The sequence below is a fragment of the Saccharolobus solfataricus genome (assembly GCF_900079115.1).
Classification (GTDB): domain Archaea; phylum Thermoproteota; class Thermoprotei_A; order Sulfolobales; family Sulfolobaceae; genus Saccharolobus; species Saccharolobus solfataricus.
Genome location: NZ_LT549890.1, coordinates 2,876,783 through 2,902,411, shown reverse-complemented (window position 1 = coordinate 2,902,411; position 25,629 = coordinate 2,876,783). Strand labels below are relative to the sequence as shown.

Here is a 25,629-nt window from a genome sequence, read left to right as displayed (position 1 = left end):
ATCTTTAATAACTTTCAAAAGTATACTTATTAGTATGGAGGAATCGGAATCGATATCCAAAACACTTAAGGAGATATTTAATGCGGATCTGAGCAAATACTGGAATGAGGTAGAAGAAATAAATAATAGGATTAAAAGGACTTTAGGACATAGTTTCCCCTATGCACTGAGTGAGGCTAAAAGGTATATTCTGTATTCAATAATAAAATACTACAATCCAGATATTGTAATTGAAACAGGTGTTGGACCAGGCGTATCAACTACAATAATCCTCTCTGCCTTGGAGAGAGGTACGTTATTCTCAATTGATACGAGGGAAACTTTGGAGGATGGAAAAAGGGTAGGGTTCTTAGTCACAGAACAGTTAAAAAATAAATGGAAGTTATATATAGGAAAGAGTAGAGATGTGTTACCAAACCTATTAAAGAAGTTGGGTAAGGTTGACGTTTTCCTTCATGACAGTGAACATACTTTTGAGAACGTGAGTTTTGAACTGAATATTGCATGGGATTACTTGAGGAATGGTGGAGTATTACTCATAGATAACCTAGATTTCACTGAAGCGCCGTATTACTTCGCTAAGCAGAAAGGGGTAAAGTTGCATGAATTAACGAATGAAGCTGGTGGTATTGGGATTATTATTAAGAGTTGAAAATAGATAAATATTTAAGTATAATAATAAACAAAAATGTTGATGATGTTAAATAGGGATAAGATATCAGGCTATCTTATATTAGTAGGTGTGTCACAATTTTTATTGTTTTTTACAGTATCGGAAATTTTATATCCAAATTACTCGGTTAAATATAATTACATCAGTGACCTAGGAGTTGGAGGAACTGCAATAATATTCAATACGTCAATTGTGATTATGGGCATATTAGTAATAATATCGTCACTACTATTAAGAGTAAACTACTCACCATTAGTCTTTTTAGTAGGGTTAGGTGCTGCACTAGTTGGTATATTTCCCGAGAATACTGGATTCCCTCATTTGATTGCAGCTTTAATAACTTTTCTTTTTGGAGGAATAGGTGCAATATTTACCTCAATAAGGAGGAATTACTTCTGGACCATATTAGGTCTAATAACTTTAGCTTCATTAGTCTTATATATCCTTAAGGATTACGGTCCCCTAGGACCAGGAGGTATGGAGAGGATAATAGTTTATCCGGAAATAATATGGGGAATTAGTTTTGGAACATATTTGACACGCCAGTCGTAGTTATAATAAAAAATATAATTATCATTTAGTGGACTATTAACCATTTTAAAGTAAAAATTGTTAGCAAGATAAGCTTTATATTCTATTGTAAGAAATGTAGAATTGAAATGAGTTTCAAGTTTGAGGATATAAAAAACATATTACAAAACCCTTCAATCAAGGGATTTAGGGTCAGTGTGAGAAAAGCTGTAAATTTTTCCGAGAGCAATACGTTCCAATCAATATCGAAAACGACGGTAAAGGAGGGTACAAACTTTGAAGGTATGTGGATCAAGTGCATTAAGGAAAGATTAGAATGCGACGTAGTAACAGAAGAAGGAGACCTATATATAATTAATTTTAAAGATAAAATGATAATAAAACTTGAATATATTTAAATATATTTAATTAAAGCTTGTTTGCTAATACCCTATACTTCCCATCTTCTAACGGGATAATATCGACCTTAACTTTATCACCTATCTCAACGTCGCTTGCTAAATTACAATATATCTTAAATCCCTCCTCTAACTCCACAATACCATATATGAAACTTTCGTTTTTCCTAAATATCTTAGTCCACGAAAAGACCTTACCGATTCCATTACTTCTTAGAATTTCTAAATCTCTCGAACTACATCTGGGACATACATGCCTTACGTAAAAGAACGTATACGTACAATTCCTACATCTAATATACGGCAAGGATCCGCTTCGTATTATTTTATCGTAGTATGAGTATATTTCCTCTAACCTCATCTACCCTCACCTAATACTAAAGAAACTGAATGAGATCTATTCCACCCACCCACCCCATTTAGGAAGACCTTATTCACACCCTTAACTTGATGGCCATATGCCATATCATTCAATTGAAGTAATGCTTCCTCTAAAATGACACCACCACTCATGAAAGCTGGTTGACCAGTATTCAAGCTACCTCCCCCAGTATTTATAGGAACATCTCCCTTGTAAGTAGTATCATGATTCTCAAAAAACACGCCTCCCTTACCTTTCTCCGCTAAACCGATATCTTCAACTTCTAACATAACGGTTACGGTAAACGAGTCATAAAGCTCGAAGGCATCTATCTTTTCGCTTAATAGTCCCTTTGAACTTTCGACGGCTGGGGTATATACTATTTCATCTAGCTCTGCAGGCATTAGAGGCCAATGAGCTTCTCCATACCCTAAGATATCTATATCTCTAAGAGCTGATTTGCTACTTCTTTTACTTACTACAAAAACGTGAAAACCGTCTATAGGGTAAACTATTTCAAGAAGATGTAAAGGATAGGAAACTAAAGGAGATTTTAACACTTGTTCTACACTGAGTAAATCTCTGAACATTGCCTTACTGTTTTGTGATGCGTTAAATCTTTGCCTAACCGCTATTAGGGCTCTTTGCTCATCCGTACTACCGAAGAGATACATATGCCTATTAGCAACTAGTGCGTAATCTGATACTGGATTTAGGTCATTAAGTCCTCTGAAAAGCCTATCAAAAGGTGTTAGAGAAACATCAGGGTATGCCTTATCTATTGCATCTACAGTAACTCCTTTATTTCTCAACTCTGAAGCCTTTCCACCTACAATACATAAAATCGTTTCACCTTCTCCAGACTTAATTGCCTTATATGCTCTATATATCATACTTAAGGCAGAGGCTCCTCCATAATCAAAAATTTGAGCGAATTTAGGTCTTATTCCAAGATATTGGGCTACTTGGTTTGTGAAAAAATGGGAATAAGCGTAACTATCAAAAGTACCAGGCAGATATGTAAGATATATTCCATCCACATTGGTCTTATCTAAACCCGCAATTTCTAATGCCGAAAATACCGTATCAGCTAATAATTCGAAGGTTGACCCTTCATATTTTTTGTAGAGACTGCTAGCGAACCCAGTTATCATAATATCAGGCCCCCGGTAACTCCTATTACCTCTCCCGTTATATAAGACGCTTCTTCAGATGATAGGAAAGCTATTAGGTTAGCTACTTCTTCCGGGTTACCAATTCTACCCATTGGTATTCTCTCTATGATCTTTTGTCTAACCTTTTCAGGAACCGCCCTAGTCATTGGAGTATCTATGAAACCTGGAGTTATGGCATTAACAGTTATGTTATATTTAGCCAATTCCCTCGCTAGAGTTTTCGTGAAGCCTATGACCCCAGCTTTAGCTGCTGAATAGTTCGCTTGACCGATGTTTCCCAACCAACTCATCGAAGACATGTTGATAATTCTTCCATAATTTCTCTTTATCATCCCATCAACAACTTGCTTAGTCATGTTAAACATACTATATAGGTCAACTTTTATCACCTCATCCCATTGCTCATAGGTCATTTTAACGAATAAGGCGTCCCTATTTATCCCAGCGTTGTTTACTAAAATATCCACGTAGTCTACTCCCAAAGTCTCAGTGGCTTTAATATAGAACTCTTTAGCTGAATTGAAATCAGCCACATTTACATAAAGTGGAATTACTTTAGAGCTAGTCTGCTGAGCGATTTCGTTTGCGACAGTATTAAGTTCTTCCATTTTCACATCACCTAAAACCACTGTAGCCCCTAGACTAGCAAATTTAAACGCTATAGCTCTTCCTATACCACTTGCACCTCCAGTTACAACGGCTATTTTTCCACTTAAGTCACAGAATTTACGCATATAAGAAGAAACGTAAGAAAGGTATTAAAACATTAGACTTTACAGATAATACGGAATACTACCTTAAAGCAAGAAGGACAATAATCAGCTCAAAATACAATTTTGCAAACCTTTTTAGATAGAAAGAGATGACTTCTATTACACGTACAAGTAAAATTCACTTAGGTCTTTATCAAAAATTTAGAAACTATACACTACTGTTTCCAGAAATTTGTTACACTTTATAATTCATTAATAAGTTTCTTATAAATAGTGATAACAAGGAATCAATTAATCAAGTTGATAAGTTTTATGTATTCATTAAGGCCAATACAATGGAATTATTTTTAATAATATTTTATAAAATAATACTAGACTATAGACTTACTGGAAATGATAACGTGTTTCTTTTGGTTATGCTTTGTAGATTTGTTAAATTTTCGCTAAGAGTTAAGAGGTTTCACCAACAGAAGTTGTGCATCTAATCATAAATTGGAGGCTAATAGTCGTTCAGTGGAAAAGTATTCAAAGACCAACTAGGCATTTTGGTTAATATCCAAATACGTAATAATGGGTTAAAATTTAATTGCTATTTGTCTGCTTTCTCTCTTCATAATTTTCCAGTTTTAACGTAACGTACTAGCTTCATTTCGGAAAAATTAATATAGAGGCTAGGTTATGTTTATACCTTAGTAGATAGAATTAAATGTTACTAGAAAAGTCTGGAGGATTATATCTTATCAAAAAGTAACAGATATGATCCTTAAATTTCAGTATAAATCACTAGGAGTTTATAAATAATTGACTTAAAATCTTCCTTAACCCATTTCTTATATGCCTATCTAAAGTTACCTTAGTAACTCCGAACATCTCAGCTAACTCCTCTAATCTGACTCTTTTAGGATACTCAAAGAACCCTAACTTGATTGCAGTCGTAAGAATTTCCCTCTCAGTAGGAGTTAGGGAGTTAATTATGACTAGATCGTTTTTTATTTCGTTTAATTTAGTTTTTTCCAGATCTATGTTCTCTACCTTAACGTCTATCCTTTTTAGACCATGCGATATATTTGAGAGAATCTCCTCTTCCTCTCCAAAGAAATATGCGTACCACTCCTCTATTCCATTACTTATGGATAAGTTTGTTATTACTGCATTGTTCTCAATCATAACTCTTGTAACAGAGTTGTCGAAATTTTTAAAATAGTATAATAAAGCCACTTTACTAGACCTCTGCCTATCTATGTTAGCAACTTTTATATTATTACCATACCTTCTATTAATTGCTGATATAAAATCTGAAAGTTCATTTTTATCATCAGAGTAAATCTCGGCTATTTCAAAAATTGAATTCTTAGTTATTAGAGGAAAGAGATATTTTACCTCCGCATTTACTTTGAAATCAGACGTTTTATATGTCCAGCACGAATCGTGTTTAAGGTCAAGCTTGACTTTATAAACATGCATTAACTCATAATATGTCTACTGACCTTAATATACTTATATTAGCATTTTCATAGTATCAATTATATTAACCTACTATTACATTTTAACGAAAAACTACATTAACATTTTAAAAAGATCACCGTTCCATTTTAGATTAATATACTTTTTCGATAGATACCTTTATAGCCCTCTACACCAAACTTTTTAGTTTCTCTGAGTTTTTCTAGAACCATTTTCAAATGTTTAGTTTGTGCATCGTAATCTTTAATTTTGATAGCTATCTCAATAGGGTGATTCACGAATCCATTGTGATTTCAATTTGTTTCTCTAAAAACAGATAAGAATAATTGATTCTACATTTTGAGTAACACTGATAGCCTTCATTAGAATATTATTTTACTTCTGAAACTTTTTGTTTTCATCTTTTAATCATTAGATCCGAATTTTATGAAAAGTTTTATAATATTATGTAACTCATGTAGCTCGTGTAAGTTACCTGAGGTATTATACTTTGACGTAAATACGTCATTCTAAAATGCATTGTTTCACAGTTTCATGGAACCAAGGTTTATATGGAATATTCAACCAATTACAAATCGTGGATAGACAAACACTCTTGGTAGGTTTGGTAATAATTACCTTAATTGTAAATGTAATTTTAGGTATAGAACTTTATTATACACTACACAATAGACCTACTCAGCCAGTAGGCGGGATTCCAATAAATGTCTCCACAGTGCAAATTATCTCTCCATCTAGTTCAACCACAACTAACACAACATCTGGAGCAACCTCAACTATCACTACAACTCAGTCCTCTACTACTAATTCTGGATCTTCAACTACTACTAAACAGCCTCAAACCTATTCATTTTCACTTAAGGCTAAATTTAAGATACACGTTAAAGAACATGGAATGTACATTGTCGGTATCAAACCTAATATAACGTTTTCTCAATTATATGTTATTCTCTATTTTGAAGATGGTCAAGTCGTAATGTTAAATCTTAACCAAACCTATGCAAATGTAACTATAAAGGAGGATGATGTTAAGGTAACTGCTTATATTTATGGTAAGAGTTATGAGAATTTGACGCCACAACAAATACTTAACGATATAGGTCTTTACTTTAAATTTATAGGAAAGTCTACCAACAGTAGTAGTAATGAAACCTCAGATGAGTTTATATTGGTTCGCGATATAAATTTTGTTAGACAATTTTTTGAAATTCAACCCGTTTCATGAAGCGGAACAACTTAACCCTTATATAGGGGAAACGTCCTACTATCCCACATGAAATGGCTAGTCCTCCTACCTCTTCTCTTAACGGTTTTCGCAACAATTCCAATTTCAGCTAGTTCAAGTCCTACAATACACGTGTATTATCAAAGATATGATAGTGTATACAGAGCCTCCGGTATTAATGGTCCATTAAGTGCAAGTACAGTAACTTATACTGTAAGTTCAGCTACATATAATACAACCCTAAGTGACGGCAAAGCGTTTAAGGTAACGTACAACAGAACAGTTTACACTCTATTATTTGCTTCTTCTCCAGAGAAATTTGAGGGATATGTTAACGTATCAGCTTATACTAATAACACCATTACGATAAAAACTGATTTACCTAATTTAATAAGAATAGTAATAATTAGTGTAAATGAGACGGAATTGATATGGGCTGGTTTTAATGCCACTGATATTAACGCTTATGCGTATATTAATGGAACAGGTAAAGTTGTGCTTCAATTCGCAAACGGTTCCACAATAGCTAATGCAACATTGACAATTAATAAAGAAAATGCAAGTATAAGCAATAAAATAAGCCTATACTTATTCCCGGTAACATCTGTAGAGGCTAAAGTATCAGTTAGTGAAGAGCTAACCGCGACAGCGCAAATACCAAGGAGATATTCTCCATTACTGGTCAGTATTAACTATAATGGGACAGAAAGCAATGCAACGGTTAATGGATATAAGGTTACTACAGCATACTTCGATGGCACACTGACTCCTGCCTTAGTTTGGAAAGGAGAAGGCATAGTTCCAGTAATGTCAGGTAAGGGAAACATACGTGCAGATTTTGAGACGATAGAATTTTATGGGGTAAATGGTACAATTCTAGGATATGTACACATTTCGAGTATTGTTGGAAATCTAGAGATAATGCCAGTTAAGATTGGACTTAATTACAACATCGCATTCACGGAACTTAAGATAGTTACGGTTAGTGGAGTAAAGCAAGTACATGCGAACTTCATGGGTTACACTTACGTTAATGGAGTTCCAGTAATTATAGGAAATAGTAACGACGGTAATGTGACTTCAACCGCAATAGTTAACATTTCCCATTTAGTATCAGTGCACAACCATAAAAGTATATTAGTAGAAATAACGGTAAATTCTACATCAAGATTTGTAGTCTTAACGGAAGATAACATTACTCATAATGTCAGTACAGTTCGCCCAGTAATTGTAAACATTACCAACCTTAATTTAAACGGTAAGGTACACATAGCACAGAGTGTTGAAATTAATACAACTTCGCAATACATTATATTTAACGTTACAGTATTTAGTAATAGCTCAATAATTGGTGTCTATAAGGTGGAGAATGGCACATTAGTTGAATTAAACTCTTCCAATTACTTTATGCTGAACGGAAAATTAGAAGTATTTGATGATCCATCTTCAACATATTATGTAGTTTATTCAGCACAACCATCTTCATCTTCAACATTGACAAGCTCTTCAACTGCCACATCTACTATATCAACATCTCAAATATCAACTGCCACATCTTCAGCTACGACAGCTCCTTTAACATCCACTACCTCAACCACATCTTCAAATACTACTATATATATAGTAATTGGTGTAGTTCTCCTAATAATTATAGTAGTAGTGGTGTTAGTTAGAAGAAAGTAAAGTGTTTTTATTTCCTCATCCTTTTTTATAGATAGAAAAATTTATATGCTTTAGGGTTACCCTAATAACGTATGAGGAGAAAAGAAGTCATTATTGCCCTTTCAATATCCCTTGGAATTGCGATTGCCATATTGTCGTCACCAGATATACTAGAGCCTATAGCACATAAAATACTATCAGTTATGGGAGTATATTGGCCTTTAGCCATTTTCATAGTAGGTATAGTCCATGGACTTAAGCCTGATGAACACACATGGCCTATTACCGTATCTTATGGGCTAATGCAAAAGAATCTTAGAGGTGCGTTTATTTCAACTAGTGTGTTTGCTGGTGCTTTAACTATAGTATGGTCCAGTTTAAGCGCACTAGTTGGGCAATTATTTTCATTTTTTCAAAGATATAGTCTAGATCCAGTTATTGATATTATAGTAGGACTAACAATGATTAGTGTTGCATCAGTCTTTATACTAAGACATAAAAGTGAAGTTAAAAGTAAAGAAGAGAACCCAGATTACAGATTAATTTGGATTCACGGACTTGCAGCTGCCTTCGGAGGTGACTTCATAGTGGTGTTATTGTTAACTATGGCAATTAGCTCAATTATTAACATTCATATTACCTTCCTCATTGGGTTATTATAATAGACGGGGGTTCAAAGGGGGCGGAAAACTTCGCCTCTTTGAGACGGAGATGGAGCCCCCTTTGTAGAAATATTTAAAAACACTGACTGTGAAATATTTTTGATGACAGTTACTGATGGGCAAGCGTCACCGAGACACCTTGGTTAAAGCGAGGGTCTATGAGGTACGCCTCTGCTCCAGACAGTGATGGCACAGACGTTAAGTACCATGCGGTTAAGTACCATGCGGGGTGGGAGCCACCCTTAGTGCCTGTGGAGCTCTGCCCTCTACCAGTACTTCGGTACTGGCATGGTAGAGCTGTGAAGCAGGAAGCTCCCTCCTTTAGGAGGGGGTAGCTCACTTGGAGTAGGTTCATGGATTTCACAATCAATAATAGTATCACTAATACATTCTGGTTTAGTTAAGGGTTTAAGAGGTGATTTCCAAATTTTGGTCAGAGCAGGTAGATTATCATTATTGTTCTTAGGAATTTTTATGATAGGATTAGGAATTTTAAGCTCCCTAACAAGTTAAATATCTCTTATAGTTTTTTCAGCTAACTTCGCTATAGCTTTTCTTAAAACCTGCATTATGGCTGGTTTAGAAATCCCTAACTCATTTGCCAAATCCTCTAATCCTATCCTTTTAGGTGTTTCAAAGTATCCCCTATCAAAGGCCAGTTTCAGAATGGCTAATTCCTTAGGTGTTAGCTCTTCCTTTACTGAAAGGAATGGATTTGAAGATTCCTCAATAATTTTAAACTCGTAAGTTAACTCTTTCACCTCTGGTATGATCTTGATGAAGTTTTCAGAGTCAGCAATTATACTCCATCTTTCCATTCCTTCATATATAGTTTCGTTCATACTGAAAATCCTACAATCTCGTAGTAACCTTTCAGCTATTCTCCCTCTAAGACTCTCTACAGATGCGTATATTGCTCTGATTCCAGATTTGTTTTTATACAAATCTATTATTTTAAAGTCAATTGTTGTCGCATTTCTACTAAGCATTTTAACTATTTGCTTATAAGAGTCCTTGTCCTTGGCGTAAATTACACCCATAACGTTTTCAGTGAGTCCATCTAAGGATGGAATTCTTCTAACTACTTTTACATATAATTCCTCTTCATCAAATTTCTCAGTATAACGACTCCAATCGTCGTGCGAGAGTATTACGGTATAACTTTTTATCATTATAGAATATACTAAGATTTGAATTTAAAAGGGTTAGATGTTACGTCTTCCTATGAAATTCTATCTTTTTCACGAATTATAATATATATTGCAGTCGATATCAATAATATACTAACACTTATGACAATATAATTCTGAAATTCATTATTACTTTGAGGAATATTGAGATTTACCTCATGAAGTTTATCTCCCAGCGATAAGTAAAGTTTACCCTTATGGTATAACACTATAGTATTGTTGTAAACTCCTACGACAAAATATCCTCTAGGTATATAAATGGTGGAGTTTGGTAATCCTACAACTAATTCGTATGTACCATTATCGTATTTTTTCAATATTATGGGAGAACCTTGAATTGGTGGAATGTTTTGATATAGGAATATGGGATTATGGTAATACTGTATAGAGTTGTTCTCCACAATAAGCCCAGTCGAAATTATTGTACCCGAGGGAAGTCTATTTAAACCGTTCTTACCAATTTCATAGTAAGATATAGACGAATTATAAAAAAGTATTAATAGGATAGATTCATTATAAATATAGAAATTTGCTACTTGCGGAATGGTTATTCCATAAGTAGTATTAAATAGGACTAAATGCAGAAAAGGATTAAAGTTTGCTAATAAATAGTAATCTGAAATGCGAGTCGTAATTGGTGGTATAATGTTAATAGAGTAATTGGTTACACTTATAATAGGTCCTATTTCAATGGACGTTGGTACTACAATTGGGTTGACAAGGGCTAAGCTACTTGAGAACACTACAAGTGGAAAGAATTGCGTATACACTGCATAAGGCTTCTCCAGTTGTCTAGTGTAGCTGTTTATGTATAAGCTTTCCATATAAGTTCCATTAACAGAGTAAATGGATATGTTACTTTCATTGTAAAATACTAGGACTCGCAAACCATCTAAATTAGAGGGCATATATCCACTCATATATCCCCTAAATTTAATCTCGGTAGAATTTACTGAGCTCGTATTCAAATCCACGGTTTTTACTTCATATTTGCTTATGGTAGAATTAGAATATATGGGATAAATTATGTAAATCCAGTTCTTATACGTGAAAATTGGTAATACTCCATTTAATGGGAAGAAAGATCCAATTATATAACGACCTTTGATCAGTGTAAAATTTAAGGGGAACCCTGTAACATCGTCTATACTGATATTCTCGTTATGGTTACTAATTATATTAAAGGCTGATAGGGAAATGTTATAGATCGGAATATTTTCTTCTAAGAGAGAACTATTAAGCCTAATATTTCTGCTTATTATTCCCGTTAACTTCTGGTTAATTAGAACTAAATAGTTTCCGCTTAAGACTGGATGTTGTATAGAATAATTGTACGTTAGCTTTAAACTGTTAATTAGGGCTAATGAAGAGTCTATAACATATACTGTCAAATTTCCTTGGTTTTGTATTTCAATAACTAGATATTCATCATAGGTATACGCCAAAATATTAGATACATTGAGAGAGATACTAGGTAAAGTTATTTTCTGTCCGTTAACGTTTTCCAAAATTATATTCAGAAAATCGCCTCTAAAGGTCTGAATCACAATTATTGGCTTTCCATCTAAGACGATCAGACTGATGAACGTACTTGTTACACTGCTCGTTTTAACCAATATGCTATTGAAAAATTCTGATAAAATTAATACGAGTAATATAATTGTTAATACCTTTGATCTTGACTTTTCACTCATACTTAGACATTTCTTTTGGTATATTTGTATATAAAATTTTGAGGAATGAATATTAAGTGAGTTTCCGTTTGTTGAATCATGATAAGATATATTAATTTTTTAAATGATTAAGTTCTAACGTGATAAGAGCAATAAATGTAAGTAAAGTTTTTCACGGAAGCTTTGCAGTGGTTAACGTTAATCTAGATATTTATGAGAACGAAAAGATAGGAGTTGTTGGTGTTCATAACTCAGGGAAGACTGTATTAGTTGAGATACTAGCTGGTGAGACTAAACCGAGTAGAGGTAAAGTGTATTTAGATGACAAGAGGAAGATCGCTTATATACCTCAAGTACCCAAATTCATATCCACTATAAGGGTAAAGGACGTAATGAGTTATGTTACGAAGGAGTATCACTATATAGATCTTGTTGGTTTAGATAGGGATAAGAAGATTAGGGATCTGGCATTAGACGAGAAAAAGAGGTTATCCTTAGCTCTTTCATTACCTTTTTCCCCGAAATATCTCATAGTTGATGACATGTCCCAAACTTCTTCATTAACGAGAGATTTAATAAGGAACTTTAAAGGAAGTGTAATAATTGCTCATCATAATCTTAAGGATATATGGGATTTAATCAATAGGGTTATAATTATTTCTAAGGGTAAGATTGTTTTTGATGGCTCTAAAAGTGGATTATTGTACAAAGTTATAAAATTCGAGAACGATGAGATATGGGAAAGGGAAAACGATAATAGTGTCGAGATTGATTTAGATAAACGTGGAATTAAGTATGAGGTTATTAGAGTGACACCCGATGAAGCTTTCCTATATTTTTATGCAGGAATTTAAAAGATCAGTTGCGTTTGTCTTCCTAATTCTCATAGCCTTGAGTTTATCGCTAATAGTAGGGCAAATTCTTTCCATGTCAATAAGCGTTGTAGGTATCATTCAAGGTTCTTCTTATGGGATAAAAGTATCAGGTTACGTCTTTGACTTTCAAGGAAACGGTGTGAGTTCAGAAATAAAGTTGTCATACTACAATTTCACAGAGAGTGTTAAGACGAATAATGGGTCATTTTACTTGTATCTTCCAGTAGCATATGTTCACAATAGTACTAGGATTAACTTAATAATAATAAAAAATTCGCTTCAAAAGAGCGTAAATTTAACAGTATATATACCAAATTCTTCAACTACTTTCGCCTTTTCAAGTCTTTTCTTAAAATATTATTCCAGTCAAAATCTTTCAATCATAAGTGTTAAGGGTAAGACTTTCATCGCAGTGGATCCTGAACAAGAAAATCTAAACTATACAATTTCTGAGATCGATTCAGATAACGTTAATCTTCCTCTAAATGTCAATTTCACCTACAATAATTTTTCAAACACGCTAAAGATACCTCTAATTATCCTTTTGATATTTGTTTTTTCCTTTATCGATTTGATGAGTTACTATTTATTATCCTCTTTTCCTAGAGGCGAATTAAGGCAAATTATAAGGTTAGTAGGAATAAGTAAGGTATACATAGGAAAATTACTAGCTGAGATACCTTTGATAATTATGTTATCCAGTCTGCCATTTTATTTGTTTGAATTTATTTTGATAGGTAATAACATCGTACTGATTTTACCCTATATAATAGCGTCAATCTCTTTCTCTTTAGGTGTTTACGGTCTTGCACCATTCGGAAGTAAGAACATGATATATTATTCTGTAATACTAGGATTTTATATCATAAATTTAATAATATATGATAGATACTTAGATTCTCTCTTAGCAACTATTCTCCTAATTGTTGGGTATGTAAAAATGAGACTATCCTAGACAAGTATTAGATACACAATGATCGCAACATATATTGCACTACCTACTATTATCCATATTATCTTGTTATTTACAACGTTAACTTTTCGAGAAACCAGAGAGTCTATTGAGTAAATACCAGGACCATAAGCTATTATGTACGCATTTATTATCATCATTAAAAGATTTAATCCATATTCCTCAGCTCCAGTCCAGCTAGCAGATAAGAAGTAAATTAAGTTGGTATAAAATGCTACTACGCTACATAGTCTGCTCATTAATCCTATAAGAGTTAGAATCCCAAAGCTAATCTCTCCTATCATGACTAATGTTCCCACTAGAACCGGATGTGGCATTGCGACTATGTATAAAAACTGCCTTATAATAGACCCTTGGGATAAGTATTGTATAGTGAAACCTACATATTGTTCGGAAGATGGATTCAGAAATGCTGGATTGAGAAGTTTCTGTAAAATACCGGCATAAAGCCATATGGAGGCTATTGATATTCTTAAAATTAGTGTAAAATTATTGGAGATCATTGTCTTTGCCATAGCAATCCCTCCCTTAATTTCTTGCTAATTTGCATGAGAGAATATAATGATAAAGAGAGAATTGCTATTCCTGCAAATACGGGGGAGGATAGTAATATTAATTGGGAGATAGTAGAGAGTAGAGGCATTCCCATATAGATTGTGTACTTCCACACTAGGTTTTTACTTATTAATGGGAATGAGGAAGAAGCGAGATACAATAATGAATTTATTGCAGTAGGGGTTAAACAACAAATTCCCGCAATAGTTCCAATTGATGGGACTGAGGCTGTCAAGAATCCTCCTACCATGTTTGTTGTAGCTATCCTAAAGGTTCTAGGTACTTTCCATTTCATTAAATTGTATGACACATACATTAGTGATATGGTATAGTAGCTTAGCATAAACGCAAATGATAATATTAACGTGTTTAATAAACCAAAGACGATCATTGGTATATTAAGCACGAAGAAATTGAAGTAGGTTTGAATTCCATATGCGTTGTATGTTATTATTGTTAGCTTTATAAAATATGGGCTAATGTTAATGTTTGGTATAAGGATAACTCCTCCAACTATTAAGAAAGATAAAAAATAGACAATTGAATAAAAAGTTAGCATTTTTCTAAACGTTTTATCTCTGAGAAGACTCTTTATAATATTTAGTACGTTGAAGTCTCCTTTCACTAATATGAATTTATTCTCCTTGTACTTGTAAAGGAAGTACCCAACTATACTGGAGCAAGCGAGATATATAACAGTGAATATTAAAAAGGGAAATATAAACGTTTGTTGTCCAGTATCGGATAAGGGAGAATACCACAAACTAACTATCCTAACCCCATTTATTAAAATTGGGAGAAATATAGTAAAATTAAAAAACAAAAAAGTATAGAAATATGGGTGTATGACTTTCATCCTTATCCCCTTAACAGTGAAGTCCGCTAACTGGAGGCAGTAAGACGTTATCGACTAGGTAAGTTGCCACTTGGTTTTGAACTGGAATTATCACTGCTGGAGCAGTAGACAAGGGTACATAGCTACTCACTGTTAAACTACTTAGGGATATTAGAGCTATTATACCGCCTGATTGTATATTACCGTGAATCACAACGTATGCATATTGTCCTCCAGGCATAAGTTCTATATCCGCCAAGCCTTTAACGCTAAATGTTGGCAAGTCTATAGTTTTGGCTATCTGAAAAGTTGATGTAGATATTACAAACACTTGATTTGCGTTTGAAGGTGCCTCTAGATAGTACTCTCCATTTGGTGTGAATACGCCCCTCTGAGGTATTGTACCATTTGGCATTTGTAATATGCCTAACAATTTCAATGATGGTAGAGAGTAAAATCCAACTGAGTTATTCCCAACGTACTCTACCGCTACCATTGTCCCTTGTATATTAGGGCTTACCATATAGGGTTGCGAACCAGCAACTGCAGGTAAAACCTTAATTACACTACCGTTTAACGCTATAAGGTCAACACTATTGTTAAATCTCATTGGAACTATTAAGTAGCTTCCATCTGGGCTCCATCTAACGTCGCAGGGATAATACGTTCTGCCGTTAACTGAAGATACGAAGTGTTGTTCCCATATTACGTTAAGCGATGAAACGTTAATTAGGGCTAAGATACCGCTTGGTCCATCTGCAACTGCAACTAATTGTTGGTTTGGCGAGTACGAAACTCCTATAAACCCTATACTATTTCCAAAATTGAATTCCTTTATGATCTTTAAACTATTAGGATCGATTACGTAGACTGTGCCATTATTTACTGGTATGAAGTAGTATCGAGATTGTGCCACACTTTCGAGTGGATATTCAACCCACCAATATACTTGTTGGGGTAAGTTCGTAGAGATGTTAATAGAATGGATATATCCTTGGAAAGGAGTAGTGGATGATGGGTTTATTATTTCTGCAATTCCTTTCTGTGTGAATACTAGGAAGCTGTATTGAGGTAATGTAGTAGAAACTGGACTACTGGTGGTTTGGGTTGAACTAGGTGTTGACGATGATGGAGATTGCTTTAACATAATGTATGCAGCTCCTACTCCTATCAATATAATTACTATAAGTCCTACTATTAACCATAATTGATAACTGGATAACGCTTTGATTAACTGCTTTTTATTCACTCGATTTCCCCAAAATATTACGTATTTTTAGGTAATTATAAAAGTTGTGATATTATAAACCCTTATTAAAGTTGGTATAATTAAATTGTAATTATCATATCTACAATATCTAATATTTTTGCATAAAAGTCTGGGAAACAACCGATCTTTGCTTCCTCTATTAATTTATCAGCTAAGTTTCTCATGTATACACATTGATCACAAGCTTGCAAATATATGCCCCTTTCTCTACTAAGCTTGCTTAATCTTTCGGCTAAAGGGTTATCTTTCATTAAAATATATACATTATCGTGTATAAAGAACATTCCAATAACTTCCGCGTTGTGTCTGTTTTCCTCTAACTGTGGTATTATCATCTGTCCTAAAATGTAAGAACCCAAATTGGATTCGACTATGTAAGCAATTCTCTTAACCACCATTAACACCATTTATAAATTTGTCAATAACTTCATTCACTATCTGATTGATTGTAAATCCCTTAATTTTACTTAATTTTCCCATGAAGGTATATCTATCTATTTTTCCATTATTTTCCATATATCCCTCACAGAGTGCTTCTAAGGTTATTATAAGTAGTGGACATTCAGAACTTTCATAATATATTTTTCCATCTCTAGCCCTATAGAGTGCGAACCATCTAGAATTATCTATTCTAAAATAGCCTAATTTTTCCGCATTTACCTTCTTCCTATAACTAAATAACCTTTTCATTAGAAAATCTGAAGCGTATCTTCTATTGATTATACAGCCACATTCATCCTTAAGCTCCATAATTGGCAATACGCACTTAGTCTAAATAAATTTTTTTAAAATAGTTAATCTAACGATAAATACATAACGTTTGTTTCTCCAGATAACTTCCAGTGGTGTTTCACCAAATTATTTCATTTGAAAGATATAATATTAGTCCTTTCAAAAAGAGATTGATATAGAGAAAAACAATAAAATTATTATGAAACATAACATGTTAAGGTAATTTGCAAAAAATATAGCGTACAATTCTAATAATAAGAGGAGAATTCTGAATTTTTCTCACGTGGTGAAAACGACGTGCATAGTCTCCTCTGAACACCGAGAAAGTTAGAGAAGCTTGACGAATGAATCGAAGGACAAAACCTTCTTACACGTGGACTTGAAGTTAAAGAGAAGATGATTCACTAGATTCCACGCAGAATCCAGAACCGTGTAATAGAGGAACAAGAAGATCTTGTTACTCAACTTCCTAACATACCTTATCCTTGCCTTCCTAACCTTAAAACCCTCCTCAACCTGCCACCTCAACCTATAGAGTTCAGCCAGTTCATAGGGATCTCCCTCGAAGTTCGTCACGAACATAAAGTGCCTCGGCTTTCCCTTAACGTAAACCACATCGTAATAATAAAGCCCTTCAAATTTCAAGACCCTATACGCAACGTAAACCTTGTCCTTAACCTCGTATCTCTTCTCAACTAATGGAACGTTAGATAGTTCCTTGAATCCCTTCAAGTTCGACTTTCCTCTCACAATGGTCTTCACGGGCATTTCCTTGATGACCCCTAGGTTCAAGAATCCGGCGTCAGCTACAACGTAATCTATTTCCATGTATTGGCTTACTTCCCTCACGCTCCTGAGTAGGAACTGTGATGGACTGTCGCTTCTCAAATCTGCTACCTCCACTAGGAGGGGTAACCTTAAGGGATATACGAGGTCCAAGGATCTCATCTTTACTCCTTTTCTCTTCCAGTTGTAGAGTAGAAAGCCCTCTGCTTTTTCTTGTTCCTTTTCTCCCACGGTTAATCCGGTCTCATCTACAGCGACTACGTTGATCTCTCCCTTTACTTCTCTGTAGATTGGGTAGAACTTGAAGGTTCTCTGACCTTTACTAATTACTTTCTCGCCTCGTCTTACTACCTTCAAGTAGTATTTTCCTCTGTTTCCGGTTAGCAAGGATGGTGCTGCTTTCACTATTTCCGGGTCTAGATCTTGAGAGATAACGTTAATATTGTTTGTTGCTAAATTTATAGCGAGGGACTTCAGCTCCGTTTTGGATACTTGTATGGTTTGCATAACGGAGTTATGGAGTCCCTCGCTTTAACCTTTTCTTGTTCATCTCGTCCTTCCACCTACTTTCCTCTATTGATAATACTAGACAAATGGTATTACTCTTTATATATAAACTCGTTTTCTGTTAGTTTCTTCAACAAATATGAAAATTTTTTGCTTCTTGTGTTGAAATAAGCCGATTTTTCTAACTCCGCTCTGATATTTTTCTCTTCCATAGAAATTGTATCATTTTGAGTAAAATTGGTGAAACACCACTGGATAACTTCTTTAAATATTCTAAGGCTTCGTAATCTAATAAGGTTCCGTCTTTAGTGTCAATCCTAGCACATACTATTTTGTTATTCTTAACCAGTCCAGTAAATAGCCAACCTCTACCTAGAGGTGCAGAGGAGACTAGACAAATATCTTTTTCACAGTTAAATATATAATTCCTAAAATCATTAACTTTTTCAGTTTTATGGAGTTTCATAAAATATGTATATAAAAATGACATAAATTTCTTATCCCTAATTAGTTCTTTAATTCTAATCTCATTAAATTCCTTAATAGCCTTAACGTATTCATCAGTGTTAATTATATTACTTAAAACTAAAATCCTAAAAGATACGTAGTCTTCGTATTTCAAGACCTCATATCTACAGTTAAATAACTTAATTATTTCTGGAATAGTGTGAGCTACTGCGGCAGGATTATCAGTCAAAACTTCTACTATTTCTCCCCTATTAGCCTTCATCAATTCTCTCTTTAACGTTATTTCTGGAACTGGGCATTCTTCCCCTCTAAGATCTACTACCTTATCTGGCTTAAGAGTAGAAATTCTAAAATTATTTTCAACTTTTTGTTTCCTCAACAAGTACCTCGAATACTCTTCCAAATTTTTCCTTATGGAGTTTGCTATGCTACTTAGGAGTTTTTCGAGAATTCCTCTGTAACTTATTTTTACATTTATTCTCTCTTCACTTTCCTTCTGGAATGTTATATCTATTATGAACCTTCCATTCTTTTCTATTATGTCCAAGCCATCTTTTCTTGGTTTGCAAATACATTCTACTTTTAGTTTGAACATGGTAAGGTAACAAATATAACCAAAATCTAGCTTTTTTATATTTGATAATTTATATAATTTATACGAGTTTTCCAAGTCTAATAACGGCTTGAAATCTTCAGCGTAAATCAGTGTAGTTTCCTCTATCATTGTTTAAAATGATGCTAATTCTATTTAAAAACTTATCTTTAGCCATTTAATGGATAACTGAATTTAATTTTAAGAATAAAAAGTCTATTCTTATCATTAAACAATCATAAAAATGTGAAGTAAAAATCTTTTGGGTTAGTTAGCTTTGCTAGATAAGGTGTTTTATAATTTTTATGCAAAAATATTAGATATTGTAGATATGATAATTACAATTTAATTATACCAACTTTAATAAGGGTTTATAATATCACAACTTTTATAATTACCTAAAAATACGTAATATTTTGAGGGAGTCAAAGTGGAAGATCTAACTTTAAGACAGCCAGACGAGGTTCTTGATGTTAGAGGAGAAGAATGTCCTGTTCCAGAAATGAGCGCAAGCAAAAAATTGAAGAAAATGAAAGTTGGACAAATGCTAGAAGTATTAACAGATCACGAGCCCGCAGTACATGTTACTTTACCTTCTTTATGCAAATCCTTAGGATACCCGTTTGTAGTGATAAAAGATAACGGAATTTATAAGGTGAGAATCCTGAAGGTGAAATAATCAATGCCAAGTATGGTACTACAGCCAGTACTTCAAGAGAATTGGGCATTAGTTTATGGATTGTTTGCTCTTTCCGGATTTATTTTAGGTTGGGCAGCCCAAAGAGGCAATTATTGTTTTGTAAACGCCATGACATCAATATTTACAGCTAAAAGCTATGAGAGATTTGGAGCCCTTTTAATACTATTCGGATTATCTGCTTTGGGATGTGGATTGCTGGTTGCATTTGGGTTTATTCCAGCTGTTGATCAGTATTATTATAACTATTTTGCAGGATGGTACATTCTTGTTGGCTCTATAATATTCGGCTTTGGTGCAGCATTAGCCGGAGGTTGTAATTTGTCAATGTTGTATAGGGCTGCTAGTGGCTACGTTCAAAATTGGATAGAGCTATTCGGAATGATGATAGGAACTTACGTATTTGCCATAGGCATATGGCCTTTCCAGCTATACACAATGACGAATGGAATTTTATCTACTATTAACGGAGGATATGTAGAATACTTACCTTATCTTATATTTCACTCCATTTCAAATATGTCAATCTATATAACCACGCTAGTAGTTAGTCTACCGCTAATATTCATTGGAATATACTTACAACAGTACACTAAGAGAAAATGGGCAATCTCATCTGGTCTAAGCATTAATTTACCTACTGCGAGAGCGTATTATAATCAAAACCTAAGCACATCTGGAGAAGAAAAGGTATCGTTAACCAAGGAAATTAAAGATTTGATACTTTTAAGAAAACCATATGGAACTAATTTAACTACGATAATATTAGCATTAGATTTGCTTTTAGTTTTCATAGTTGGTGCTGGATATACCTTCAATTACCTTGTGATAACCTCATCTGACGGCGGTAGGTTCTTCGAGTACTTGTTAATGTTAGGAAATGTCAAGTTATTTCTAAACACACCATGGTTTAACGATTCGCTACCAATCATAGACCCCAGTACGCTAATGGTAATAATGTTGTGTATTGGAGCTTTCTCGGCATCGTATTTAAGTGGCGACTTCAAAATACGAATACCTAGGAATAAGAGTAGATTGCTGATAGGGTTTGGAGGAGGAATGTTAGTTGGTATAGGTGTTAGGATGGCTCTCGGATGCAATGTAGGATTGATGTGGACCAATTTCGCTCAATTAGGTTATGACGGTATCATATTCCTATTCGGAATGTTGTTAGGAGTTTATTTAGCGGTTAAAGTCCAAGAAAGGTGGTTATGATGATTTTCTTGCCAATTATTAGGAGACTATTGTCACCCTTAATAGTAAGTTTATTTGCAATAGGTTGGTATGAATTCTCTGTGCAATATATAGTCCCTAATAATAATGTAGCGTTAGAAAACGGTGTATTTTCAGCTTATGTGTTCCCATCCCAATTGCAAGGATATATAGAGGTAACTAGATACATTTGTTACATAGTAGTTTATTTGGGACTCATATTCTTCTGGTATAATCTAGTTAAGACGGTTAGAGAATTGGAGGAGGCGAATAAGGAATGAGCGATTTATATGCAATAATGGTAATATCTGGAGAAGCCGAGAAACTCTATATGGCCTATATAACTGCAATAGGTTACGCCTCTTCTGGAAATAAAGTATATATGTTCTTCACTATGGATGGATTAAGGGGAGTAACAAAGGAAATAGAGAAAATACAGCTACCTAACGTAAAGCCATTATCATATTACTATGAAAATCTGATAGAATTAGGAGGAGATGACATAGAACTTACAGCATGTGAATTTGGAATGAAAGTTAAGAACGTTGATCATGAAAGGCTGTTGGATAAGGTTAAGGTAAGCGGTGTTTCTGAATTCGCATTAAGGAGTTCCGAGGCTAAAGCCACATTAGTCTTTTAAAAAGTTTTTTAGTGTTAATAACGTATTTCGTGATATGGGCGTGATTGAAGCAGACAATCTAACAAAGAGGTATGGTGATATTGAGGTACTCCATGGCCTTACATTCTCCATAGAGGATAGGAGTATAACCTTGGTGATGGGTCCTAATGGTGCTGGTAAGTCGACACTACTTAAGATAATTGGTGGGCTAATAAATAGGACCTCTGGCTATATAAGTGTTTTAGGAGAGGATCCTTGGAATAGTAATAAAATAGCGAGAAAAGTTGGTATAATTTTGGATAAGCCATTTTTACCACAATACCTCACTGTAATTGACATAGTAAAGGAAGTCTCCAGTGAATTTAATTATCCTCTTAGCGATGCCAAAAGGTTATTAGAGGACTTTAATTTGTTACACTTTATGAAAAATAAAGTTAGAGAACTTTCAGCTGGTACTAAACAGAAATTACAGGTAGTTTTTTCTTTAATGAAAAATCCAGAAATAATTATAGCAGATGAGCCTACAGCCAACCTGGATATAACATCACGATATGAAGTCTACAATACTTTTGCAGTGTTAAGGGAAAAGATGGGCTTAACTGTACTAATCTCATCCCATATACCGGCAGAAATTTTAGCATTTTCAACTCACGTCCTGGCAATAAACAATGGTATTATGAAATTCTTCGGTAAAGTAGAAAAGCTACTAAGAAATAATTTTCTAGAAGAGTTTTACATAGTGGTTGATAACATAGGTAAAGCTTTAGAGACATTAAAGGATAGGAAGATAGAAGTCATAGGCAATCAGATAAGGGTTTCGGGTAACCTGGCTGAAATTTCGAAACTCTTATCAAACGCTGGTGTAAGAATATTTTACGTGAGAAATTCTATAATAGATAAAAGTATCAAAGGGGAGACTGGTTGGGAGTAATCACTTTCCTAATAAAGCATCGATATGGGGAATATGGATTACTCTCGTATATTGACTTAGAAGTAGCTTTAAGCGTTAGTGTAGTAGCTTCATTTAATTTCTTTCATCCCCAGACTAGAAATGCAAGTGTCGACCAACTCTTGTTCGATATAATTACGTTTACAATAGGTATAATATTATCCATACTGGTTATAAAGAATATAAGTCTAGGAATGGGACAAGATCTATATGATGGAACGATAATATCGTTTTTGCAAATGAGGGGCAGGAAGACAATATTTCTCCTATCATACTTCATTGACGTTTTATTAATAGGTGGACTATTTGTTTTAATTTCAGAATTGATATTTCTCCTATCCTCATTTAATTCATCATTTACATGGATAAATATTTTCTTATCTGAATACTTATTCCTCTGCAACTCATCTTACATAATTGCAATATTGACTAAAAGACCCTTTAGAAGCTTCTTCATGAGCATAAGCCTAATCTTCCTCGTTCTCGGAATAGAAATAATAGGGTATATGTTTATATTTAATTACCTTTTACCTCTAGATCTAGTTTTGGGTTATCTAGCATATTACGCCTTTAGAAAGGTGCAGATATAATGAGAGTAGGCATATATTTGTTGTCAATAGGTATTTTAATATTAGTGTTAGGAGAAATAACGTTTCCCCTAAACACTACATTACACGTGAACAATAGTAGTATGTATATAATCCCTCCGTGGTATGAAAGGGCAAAAGTTAGTGTAAGTAGTGGAAGTTTTCTCATAGTATATCATAACTATACGTATATATTGCTAGTAAGGGGAAGTATTACCATTAAACCGTCCTCAGTATTATATGGAGTTGGTAACGCTACTATCTTGTTAGAGGGGTACAAGATTTTTTACAATCAATACTATCTTGCAGTAGGAATCTCCCTTATAATAGTAGGGATTGTACTAGAGATAATTAGATTCAAGAAGAGAAAAAACAATCAGTTTTAAGTCAAATTATCTACATAATTCCTAATTAATTTGCCCATTGCCCTTCTTAAAGCCTGTAACGTAGCTGCCTTACTTATCCCTAGTTCCTCTGATAATTCCTTCAAATCCACTTTTTTAGGCCAATCGAAATATCCCATCTTATACGCCTTATACATGATTTCATACTCCTTACTTGTGAGCAAATTCTTTACAGAAAGCAAATTCCCATCATTTCTCTCAATAATCTTTAAACTGTAAGTATTCTCCCTCAAGGTGGGTAATATTATTTCTCTAAATACCTTATCCTCTATTACTAAAGACCATTTTTCTAACCCATTTGAAATCCGTTCAGAGATATAGTAGGCCCCCTTATTCATCAAGAGTTCACTAATTCCTCCCCTTAGCTTAGCCGACAACAATATTAAAGCCCTTAACTCATTCTTAGTCCTAACGTTTTCAATAATTTTAACTCTGATCACCCTATTATTGGACTTAATTATGTTAATTAGTTCATTAAGTATCAAAGGATCTCTTACATAAGCTTCAGCTATTATATTCTCCTCCATCTTTTCTAATGATGGCGTACGAACTTTCATCAGCACTCTTAACTCTTCCTCATTAAACTTGTCGGTTAGTAAACTCCAGTCTTCATGGGATAATAGTACACTATAACTTTTTATCACATGATATTCTTCTAAATCTGTAGTTAAATGTTTTTCCCTTTCTATTTATTTCAGAATTTTGCCATTTATGTATTTAAAAAGAAGACATAAAGCAAGGAAAAAGTAAAAAGATAAGAAGCAAGCTTCTGCTTCCAATCAACGTACTACACCAATTAAAATATAGTAATTTTAAAACTTCATGGATTAGCCACAAATTCATGAAATCCTACGAAGTCCAAACCCCAATAACATATATTATCACCGATAGAGAACTAGCATCGATATCATTAACCTATTTAAAACTAATAATTGATGGTAATGAGATTGAATAACCATCTCTAAAGTATTGTAATCAACTATACGACGTATTGGATCTAGCAATCGTTATGTGAGCTATCCTACCCTAACGGACATGGCTTCCTGCTTCATAACCCCACCTTGCCAGTACATCAGTACTGGTAGAGGCGGAGTTCCACAAGCACTAAGGGTGGCTCCCACCCCGCATTAAACATGACGCCATTAGCGTTACTGGTTAGGACAGAGGCGTACCTCATTGACCCTCGCTTTAACCAAGGTGTCTCGGTGACGCTTGCCCCGTCGATGACTGTCATCAACATATTTGATGAAAACAGATATTTCTTATACAAAGGGGCTATCCATCCCTCACGGAAAGGGTCTTCCGCCCCCTTTGAACCCCCGATAAAGATAAAGGGTTTGGCTACGACAAAAGAGTCTAGAAAGTTACGTTTGTCATACAAGACAAGATTTAATTACCAATTTTCCAACTATATATTAATGTTAGTGGAAGAGGAACTCCTTGAAATCATGACAGACTGGAACTACTGGGGAAGGTTTAATAAAACATGGATAGAGAGAAGACTATGTAAATCGTATTCTCTCTCTGCTTAAGGGAGTTAACGTTATTGCAATATCTGGAATAAGGAGAAGCGGTAAATCTACCATAGCTTTCCAAGTCCTGAGGAAACTGATTTCTCAAGGAATTGATCCTAGGGATACGTTGATAATCAAACTTGATGACGAGAGATTAATTGAGGTTAATTATGAACTTCTGTTACGTGAGAGTGTCCGGAATGTAATTATCTGAACGAATAGATAAACAGAATGATAAATATTAATATTGCCAGAAGGGTGAAACCCGGATAACCGAGAAAAACTTTATAATGGAAAAATATCAAGACGAGAGGATTTACCTATCGC

Annotated in this window: 29 protein-coding genes and 1 pseudogene; 16 read left to right on the top strand and 14 right to left on the bottom strand. The window is 34.2% G+C overall.

The features are described from left to right. Positions 1 to 34: 34 nt before the first annotated feature. From SSOP1_RS15340 to SSOP1_RS15330, 3 genes are all read left to right on the top strand, one after another. Complete coding sequence (locus SSOP1_RS15340) at positions 35 to 652, top strand: class I SAM-dependent methyltransferase (protein WP_063492877.1); 618 nt, start codon at positions 35 to 37, stop codon at positions 650 to 652. 42 nt (positions 653 to 694) lie between these two features. Beyond that, positions 695 to 1,225 (top strand): DUF998 domain-containing protein, encoded by a 531-nt coding sequence (locus SSOP1_RS15335; RefSeq protein WP_063492907.1) that lies wholly within the window; start codon positions 695 to 697, stop codon positions 1,223 to 1,225. Between the two features lie 107 nt (positions 1,226 to 1,332). Continuing rightward, complete coding sequence (locus tag SSOP1_RS15330) at positions 1,333 to 1,602, top strand: hypothetical protein (protein ID WP_063492876.1); 270 nt, start codon at positions 1,333 to 1,335, stop codon at positions 1,600 to 1,602. A gap of 10 nt (positions 1,603 to 1,612) precedes the next feature. Here the strand turns inward: SSOP1_RS15330 and SSOP1_RS15325 are convergent, their stop codons facing one another. From SSOP1_RS15325 to SSOP1_RS15310, 4 genes are all read right to left on the bottom strand, one after another. Beyond that, positions 1,613 to 1,963: a Zn-ribbon domain-containing OB-fold protein gene (locus SSOP1_RS15325; protein WP_063492875.1), complete on the bottom strand. Its 351-nt coding sequence runs from the start codon at positions 1,961 to 1,963 to the stop codon at positions 1,613 to 1,615. Next, positions 1,960 to 3,117 carry a thiolase family protein gene (locus tag SSOP1_RS15320; RefSeq protein WP_063492874.1) on the bottom strand — a complete coding sequence of 386 codons (1,158 nt, stop codon included), beginning with the start codon at positions 3,115 to 3,117 and terminating at the stop codon, positions 1,960 to 1,962. Before SSOP1_RS15320 ends, SSOP1_RS15325 begins: the two co-directional genes overlap by 4 nt. Next, positions 3,114 to 3,872, bottom strand: a complete 759-nt coding sequence (gene fabG, locus SSOP1_RS15315; protein ID WP_063492873.1) for a 3-oxoacyl-ACP reductase FabG — start codon at positions 3,870 to 3,872, stop codon at positions 3,114 to 3,116. The genes SSOP1_RS15320 and fabG overlap by 4 nt, the downstream gene beginning before the upstream one ends. Before the next feature lie 762 nt (positions 3,873 to 4,634). Beyond that, the gene (locus SSOP1_RS15310) at positions 4,635 to 5,315 is read right to left on the bottom strand and encodes a helix-turn-helix domain-containing protein (protein WP_063492872.1); all 681 of its coding nucleotides are present in this window, start codon (positions 5,313 to 5,315) and stop codon (positions 4,635 to 4,637) included. A gap of 499 nt (positions 5,316 to 5,814) precedes the next feature. On the opposite strand from SSOP1_RS15310, the gene SSOP1_RS15305 reads away from it, so the two are divergent. From SSOP1_RS15305 to SSOP1_RS15295, 3 genes and pseudogenes are all read left to right on the top strand, one after another. Next, positions 5,815 to 6,540 (top strand): hypothetical protein, encoded by a 726-nt coding sequence (locus SSOP1_RS15305; protein ID WP_063492871.1) that lies wholly within the window; start codon positions 5,815 to 5,817, stop codon positions 6,538 to 6,540. A 48-nt stretch (positions 6,541 to 6,588) separates the two neighbouring features. Continuing rightward, entirely contained in the window at positions 6,589 to 8,223 is a 1,635-nt protein-coding gene (locus SSOP1_RS15300) for a hypothetical protein (RefSeq protein WP_063492870.1), read from the top strand. 71 nt (positions 8,224 to 8,294) lie between these two features. Then, positions 8,295 to 8,861, top strand: a pseudogene (locus SSOP1_RS15295) (hypothetical protein); the annotation flags it as partial. Positions 8,862 to 9,373: 512 nt separating this feature from the next. On the opposite strand, the gene SSOP1_RS15285 reads toward SSOP1_RS15295, so the two are convergent. Together SSOP1_RS15285 and SSOP1_RS15280 are read right to left on the bottom strand one after the other, a co-directional pair. Further along, positions 9,374 to 10,036: a helix-turn-helix domain-containing protein gene (locus tag SSOP1_RS15285; RefSeq protein WP_063492869.1), complete on the bottom strand. Its 663-nt coding sequence runs from the start codon at positions 10,034 to 10,036 to the stop codon at positions 9,374 to 9,376. Between the two features lie 50 nt (positions 10,037 to 10,086). Continuing rightward, positions 10,087 to 11,748: a hypothetical protein gene (locus SSOP1_RS15280; RefSeq protein WP_063492868.1), complete on the bottom strand. Its 1,662-nt coding sequence runs from the start codon at positions 11,746 to 11,748 to the stop codon at positions 10,087 to 10,089. A 119-nt stretch (positions 11,749 to 11,867) separates the two neighbouring features. On the opposite strand from SSOP1_RS15280, the gene SSOP1_RS15275 reads away from it, so the two are divergent. Continuing rightward, positions 11,868 to 12,581: an ATP-binding cassette domain-containing protein gene (locus SSOP1_RS15275; protein WP_063492867.1), complete on the top strand. Its 714-nt coding sequence runs from the start codon at positions 11,868 to 11,870 to the stop codon at positions 12,579 to 12,581. After that, positions 12,547 to 13,557, top strand: a complete 1,011-nt coding sequence (locus SSOP1_RS15270) for a hypothetical protein (RefSeq protein ID WP_063492866.1) — start codon at positions 12,547 to 12,549, stop codon at positions 13,555 to 13,557. Before SSOP1_RS15275 ends, SSOP1_RS15270 begins: the two co-directional genes overlap by 35 nt. Here SSOP1_RS15270 and SSOP1_RS15265 read toward each other — a convergent pair. From SSOP1_RS15265 to SSOP1_RS15235, 7 genes are all read right to left on the bottom strand, one after another. Next, positions 13,554 to 14,090, bottom strand: coding sequence for a TQO small subunit DoxD (locus SSOP1_RS15265; protein ID WP_063492865.1), 537 nt, complete (start codon positions 14,088 to 14,090; stop codon positions 13,554 to 13,556). The genes SSOP1_RS15270 and SSOP1_RS15265 overlap by 4 nt on opposite strands. After that, on the bottom strand, positions 14,075 to 14,986 hold the full coding sequence (locus SSOP1_RS15260) for a hypothetical protein (RefSeq protein ID WP_063492864.1): 912 nt from the start codon (positions 14,984 to 14,986) through the stop codon (positions 14,075 to 14,077). Before SSOP1_RS15260 ends, SSOP1_RS15265 begins: the two co-directional genes overlap by 16 nt. A 10-nt stretch (positions 14,987 to 14,996) precedes the next feature. Next, positions 14,997 to 16,214 (bottom strand): YncE family protein, encoded by a 1,218-nt coding sequence (locus tag SSOP1_RS15255; RefSeq protein WP_063492863.1) that lies wholly within the window; start codon positions 16,212 to 16,214, stop codon positions 14,997 to 14,999. 80 nt (positions 16,215 to 16,294) lie between these two features. Beyond that, positions 16,295 to 16,633: a DsrE family protein gene (locus SSOP1_RS15250; RefSeq protein ID WP_269454395.1), complete on the bottom strand. Its 339-nt coding sequence runs from the start codon at positions 16,631 to 16,633 to the stop codon at positions 16,295 to 16,297. Further along, positions 16,623 to 16,985 carry a hypothetical protein gene (locus tag SSOP1_RS15245; RefSeq protein WP_063492861.1) on the bottom strand — a complete coding sequence of 121 codons (363 nt, stop codon included), beginning with the start codon at positions 16,983 to 16,985 and terminating at the stop codon, positions 16,623 to 16,625. Before SSOP1_RS15245 ends, SSOP1_RS15250 begins: the two co-directional genes overlap by 11 nt. A 309-nt stretch (positions 16,986 to 17,294) precedes the next feature. Further along, positions 17,295 to 18,260: an ISH3-like element ISC1439A family transposase gene (locus tag SSOP1_RS15240; protein WP_010923080.1), complete on the bottom strand. Its 966-nt coding sequence runs from the start codon at positions 18,258 to 18,260 to the stop codon at positions 17,295 to 17,297. Between the two features lie 181 nt (positions 18,261 to 18,441). Then, positions 18,442 to 19,452: a sulfurtransferase TusA family protein gene (locus SSOP1_RS15235; protein WP_063492860.1), complete on the bottom strand. Its 1,011-nt coding sequence runs from the start codon at positions 19,450 to 19,452 to the stop codon at positions 18,442 to 18,444. Between the two features lie 298 nt (positions 19,453 to 19,750). Between SSOP1_RS15235 and SSOP1_RS15230 the strand changes: the two genes are divergently transcribed. From SSOP1_RS15230 to SSOP1_RS15200, 7 genes are read left to right on the top strand one after another with little or no spacing between them, the layout of a single operon-like run. After that, complete coding sequence (locus SSOP1_RS15230) at positions 19,751 to 19,999, top strand: sulfurtransferase TusA family protein (RefSeq protein ID WP_063492859.1); 249 nt, start codon at positions 19,751 to 19,753, stop codon at positions 19,997 to 19,999. A 3-nt stretch (positions 20,000 to 20,002) separates the two neighbouring features. After that, positions 20,003 to 21,232 carry a YeeE/YedE family protein gene (locus SSOP1_RS15225; protein ID WP_063492858.1) on the top strand — a complete coding sequence of 410 codons (1,230 nt, stop codon included), beginning with the start codon at positions 20,003 to 20,005 and terminating at the stop codon, positions 21,230 to 21,232. Continuing rightward, the gene (locus SSOP1_RS15220; protein WP_063492906.1) at positions 21,232 to 21,510 is read left to right on the top strand and encodes a hypothetical protein; all 279 of its coding nucleotides are present in this window, start codon (positions 21,232 to 21,234) and stop codon (positions 21,508 to 21,510) included. The genes SSOP1_RS15225 and SSOP1_RS15220 overlap by 1 nt, the downstream gene beginning before the upstream one ends. Continuing rightward, entirely contained in the window at positions 21,507 to 21,869 is a 363-nt protein-coding gene (locus SSOP1_RS15215) for a DsrE family protein (protein ID WP_063492857.1), read from the top strand. The genes SSOP1_RS15220 and SSOP1_RS15215 overlap by 4 nt, the downstream gene beginning before the upstream one ends. Positions 21,870 to 21,903: 34 nt before the next feature. After that, entirely contained in the window at positions 21,904 to 22,779 is an 876-nt protein-coding gene (locus tag SSOP1_RS15210) for an ABC transporter ATP-binding protein (RefSeq protein WP_063492856.1), read from the top strand. Next, entirely contained in the window at positions 22,770 to 23,387 is a 618-nt protein-coding gene (locus SSOP1_RS15205; protein ID WP_063492855.1) for a hypothetical protein, read from the top strand. The genes SSOP1_RS15210 and SSOP1_RS15205 overlap by 10 nt, the downstream gene beginning before the upstream one ends. Beyond that, positions 23,384 to 23,770, top strand: a complete 387-nt coding sequence (locus SSOP1_RS15200; RefSeq protein WP_063492854.1) for a hypothetical protein — start codon at positions 23,384 to 23,386, stop codon at positions 23,768 to 23,770. The genes SSOP1_RS15205 and SSOP1_RS15200 overlap by 4 nt, the downstream gene beginning before the upstream one ends. Here the strand turns inward: SSOP1_RS15200 and SSOP1_RS15195 are convergent. Continuing rightward, positions 23,767 to 24,432 carry a helix-turn-helix domain-containing protein gene (locus SSOP1_RS15195; protein WP_063492853.1) on the bottom strand — a complete coding sequence of 222 codons (666 nt, stop codon included), beginning with the start codon at positions 24,430 to 24,432 and terminating at the stop codon, positions 23,767 to 23,769. The genes SSOP1_RS15200 and SSOP1_RS15195 overlap by 4 nt on opposite strands. 871 nt (positions 24,433 to 25,303) lie before the next feature. On the opposite strand from SSOP1_RS15195, the gene SSOP1_RS18085 reads away from it, so the two are divergent. Continuing rightward, the gene (locus tag SSOP1_RS18085; protein WP_081225726.1) at positions 25,304 to 25,516 is read left to right on the top strand and encodes an AAA family ATPase; all 213 of its coding nucleotides are present in this window, start codon (positions 25,304 to 25,306) and stop codon (positions 25,514 to 25,516) included. The last annotated feature ends 113 nt before the right edge of the window (positions 25,517 to 25,629 follow it).

Excerpts from the sequence above, each read along its gene's own strand:
- SSOP1_RS15310 (WP_063492872.1), bottom strand. The coding sequence starts at position 5,315 with ATGCATGTTTATAAAGTCAAGCTTGACCTTAAACACGATTCGTGCTGG.
- SSOP1_RS15215 (WP_063492857.1), top strand. The coding sequence starts at position 21,507 with ATGAGCGATTTATATGCAATAATGGTAATATCTGGAGAAGCCGAGAAA.
- SSOP1_RS15220 (WP_063492906.1), top strand. The coding sequence starts at position 21,232 with ATGATTTTCTTGCCAATTATTAGGAGACTATTGTCACCCTTAATAGTA.
- SSOP1_RS15210 (WP_063492856.1), top strand. The coding sequence starts at position 21,904 with ATGGGCGTGATTGAAGCAGACAATCTAACAAAGAGGTATGGTGATATT.
- fabG (WP_063492873.1), bottom strand. The coding sequence starts at position 3,872 with ATGCGTAAATTCTGTGACTTAAGTGGAAAAATAGCCGTTGTAACTGGA.
- SSOP1_RS15325 (WP_063492875.1), bottom strand. The coding sequence starts at position 1,963 with ATGAGGTTAGAGGAAATATACTCATACTACGATAAAATAATACGAAGC.
- SSOP1_RS15330 (WP_063492876.1), top strand. The coding sequence starts at position 1,333 with ATGAGTTTCAAGTTTGAGGATATAAAAAACATATTACAAAACCCTTCA.
- SSOP1_RS15280 (WP_063492868.1), bottom strand. The coding sequence starts at position 11,748 with ATGAGTGAAAAGTCAAGATCAAAGGTATTAACAATTATATTACTCGTA.
- SSOP1_RS15240 (WP_010923080.1), bottom strand. The coding sequence starts at position 18,260 with ATGCAAACCATACAAGTATCCAAAACGGAGCTGAAGTCCCTCGCTATA.
- SSOP1_RS15250 (WP_269454395.1), bottom strand. The coding sequence starts at position 16,633 with ATGGTGGTTAAGAGAATTGCTTACATAGTCGAATCCAATTTGGGTTCT.
- SSOP1_RS15235 (WP_063492860.1), bottom strand. The coding sequence starts at position 19,452 with ATGATAGAGGAAACTACACTGATTTACGCTGAAGATTTCAAGCCGTTA.
- SSOP1_RS15300 (WP_063492870.1), top strand. The coding sequence starts at position 6,589 with ATGAAATGGCTAGTCCTCCTACCTCTTCTCTTAACGGTTTTCGCAACA.
- SSOP1_RS15340 (WP_063492877.1), top strand. The coding sequence starts at position 35 with ATGGAGGAATCGGAATCGATATCCAAAACACTTAAGGAGATATTTAAT.
- SSOP1_RS15260 (WP_063492864.1), bottom strand. The coding sequence starts at position 14,986 with ATGAAAGTCATACACCCATATTTCTATACTTTTTTGTTTTTTAATTTT.
- SSOP1_RS15245 (WP_063492861.1), bottom strand. The coding sequence starts at position 16,985 with ATGGAGCTTAAGGATGAATGTGGCTGTATAATCAATAGAAGATACGCT.
- SSOP1_RS15265 (WP_063492865.1), bottom strand. The coding sequence starts at position 14,090 with ATGGCAAAGACAATGATCTCCAATAATTTTACACTAATTTTAAGAATA.
- SSOP1_RS15270 (WP_063492866.1), top strand. The coding sequence starts at position 12,547 with ATGAAGCTTTCCTATATTTTTATGCAGGAATTTAAAAGATCAGTTGCG.
- SSOP1_RS15320 (WP_063492874.1), bottom strand. The coding sequence starts at position 3,117 with ATGATAACTGGGTTCGCTAGCAGTCTCTACAAAAAATATGAAGGGTCA.
- SSOP1_RS15285 (WP_063492869.1), bottom strand. The coding sequence starts at position 10,036 with ATGATAAAAAGTTATACCGTAATACTCTCGCACGACGATTGGAGTCGT.
- SSOP1_RS15225 (WP_063492858.1), top strand. The coding sequence starts at position 20,003 with ATGCCAAGTATGGTACTACAGCCAGTACTTCAAGAGAATTGGGCATTA.
- SSOP1_RS15335 (WP_063492907.1), top strand. The coding sequence starts at position 695 with ATGATGTTAAATAGGGATAAGATATCAGGCTATCTTATATTAGTAGGT.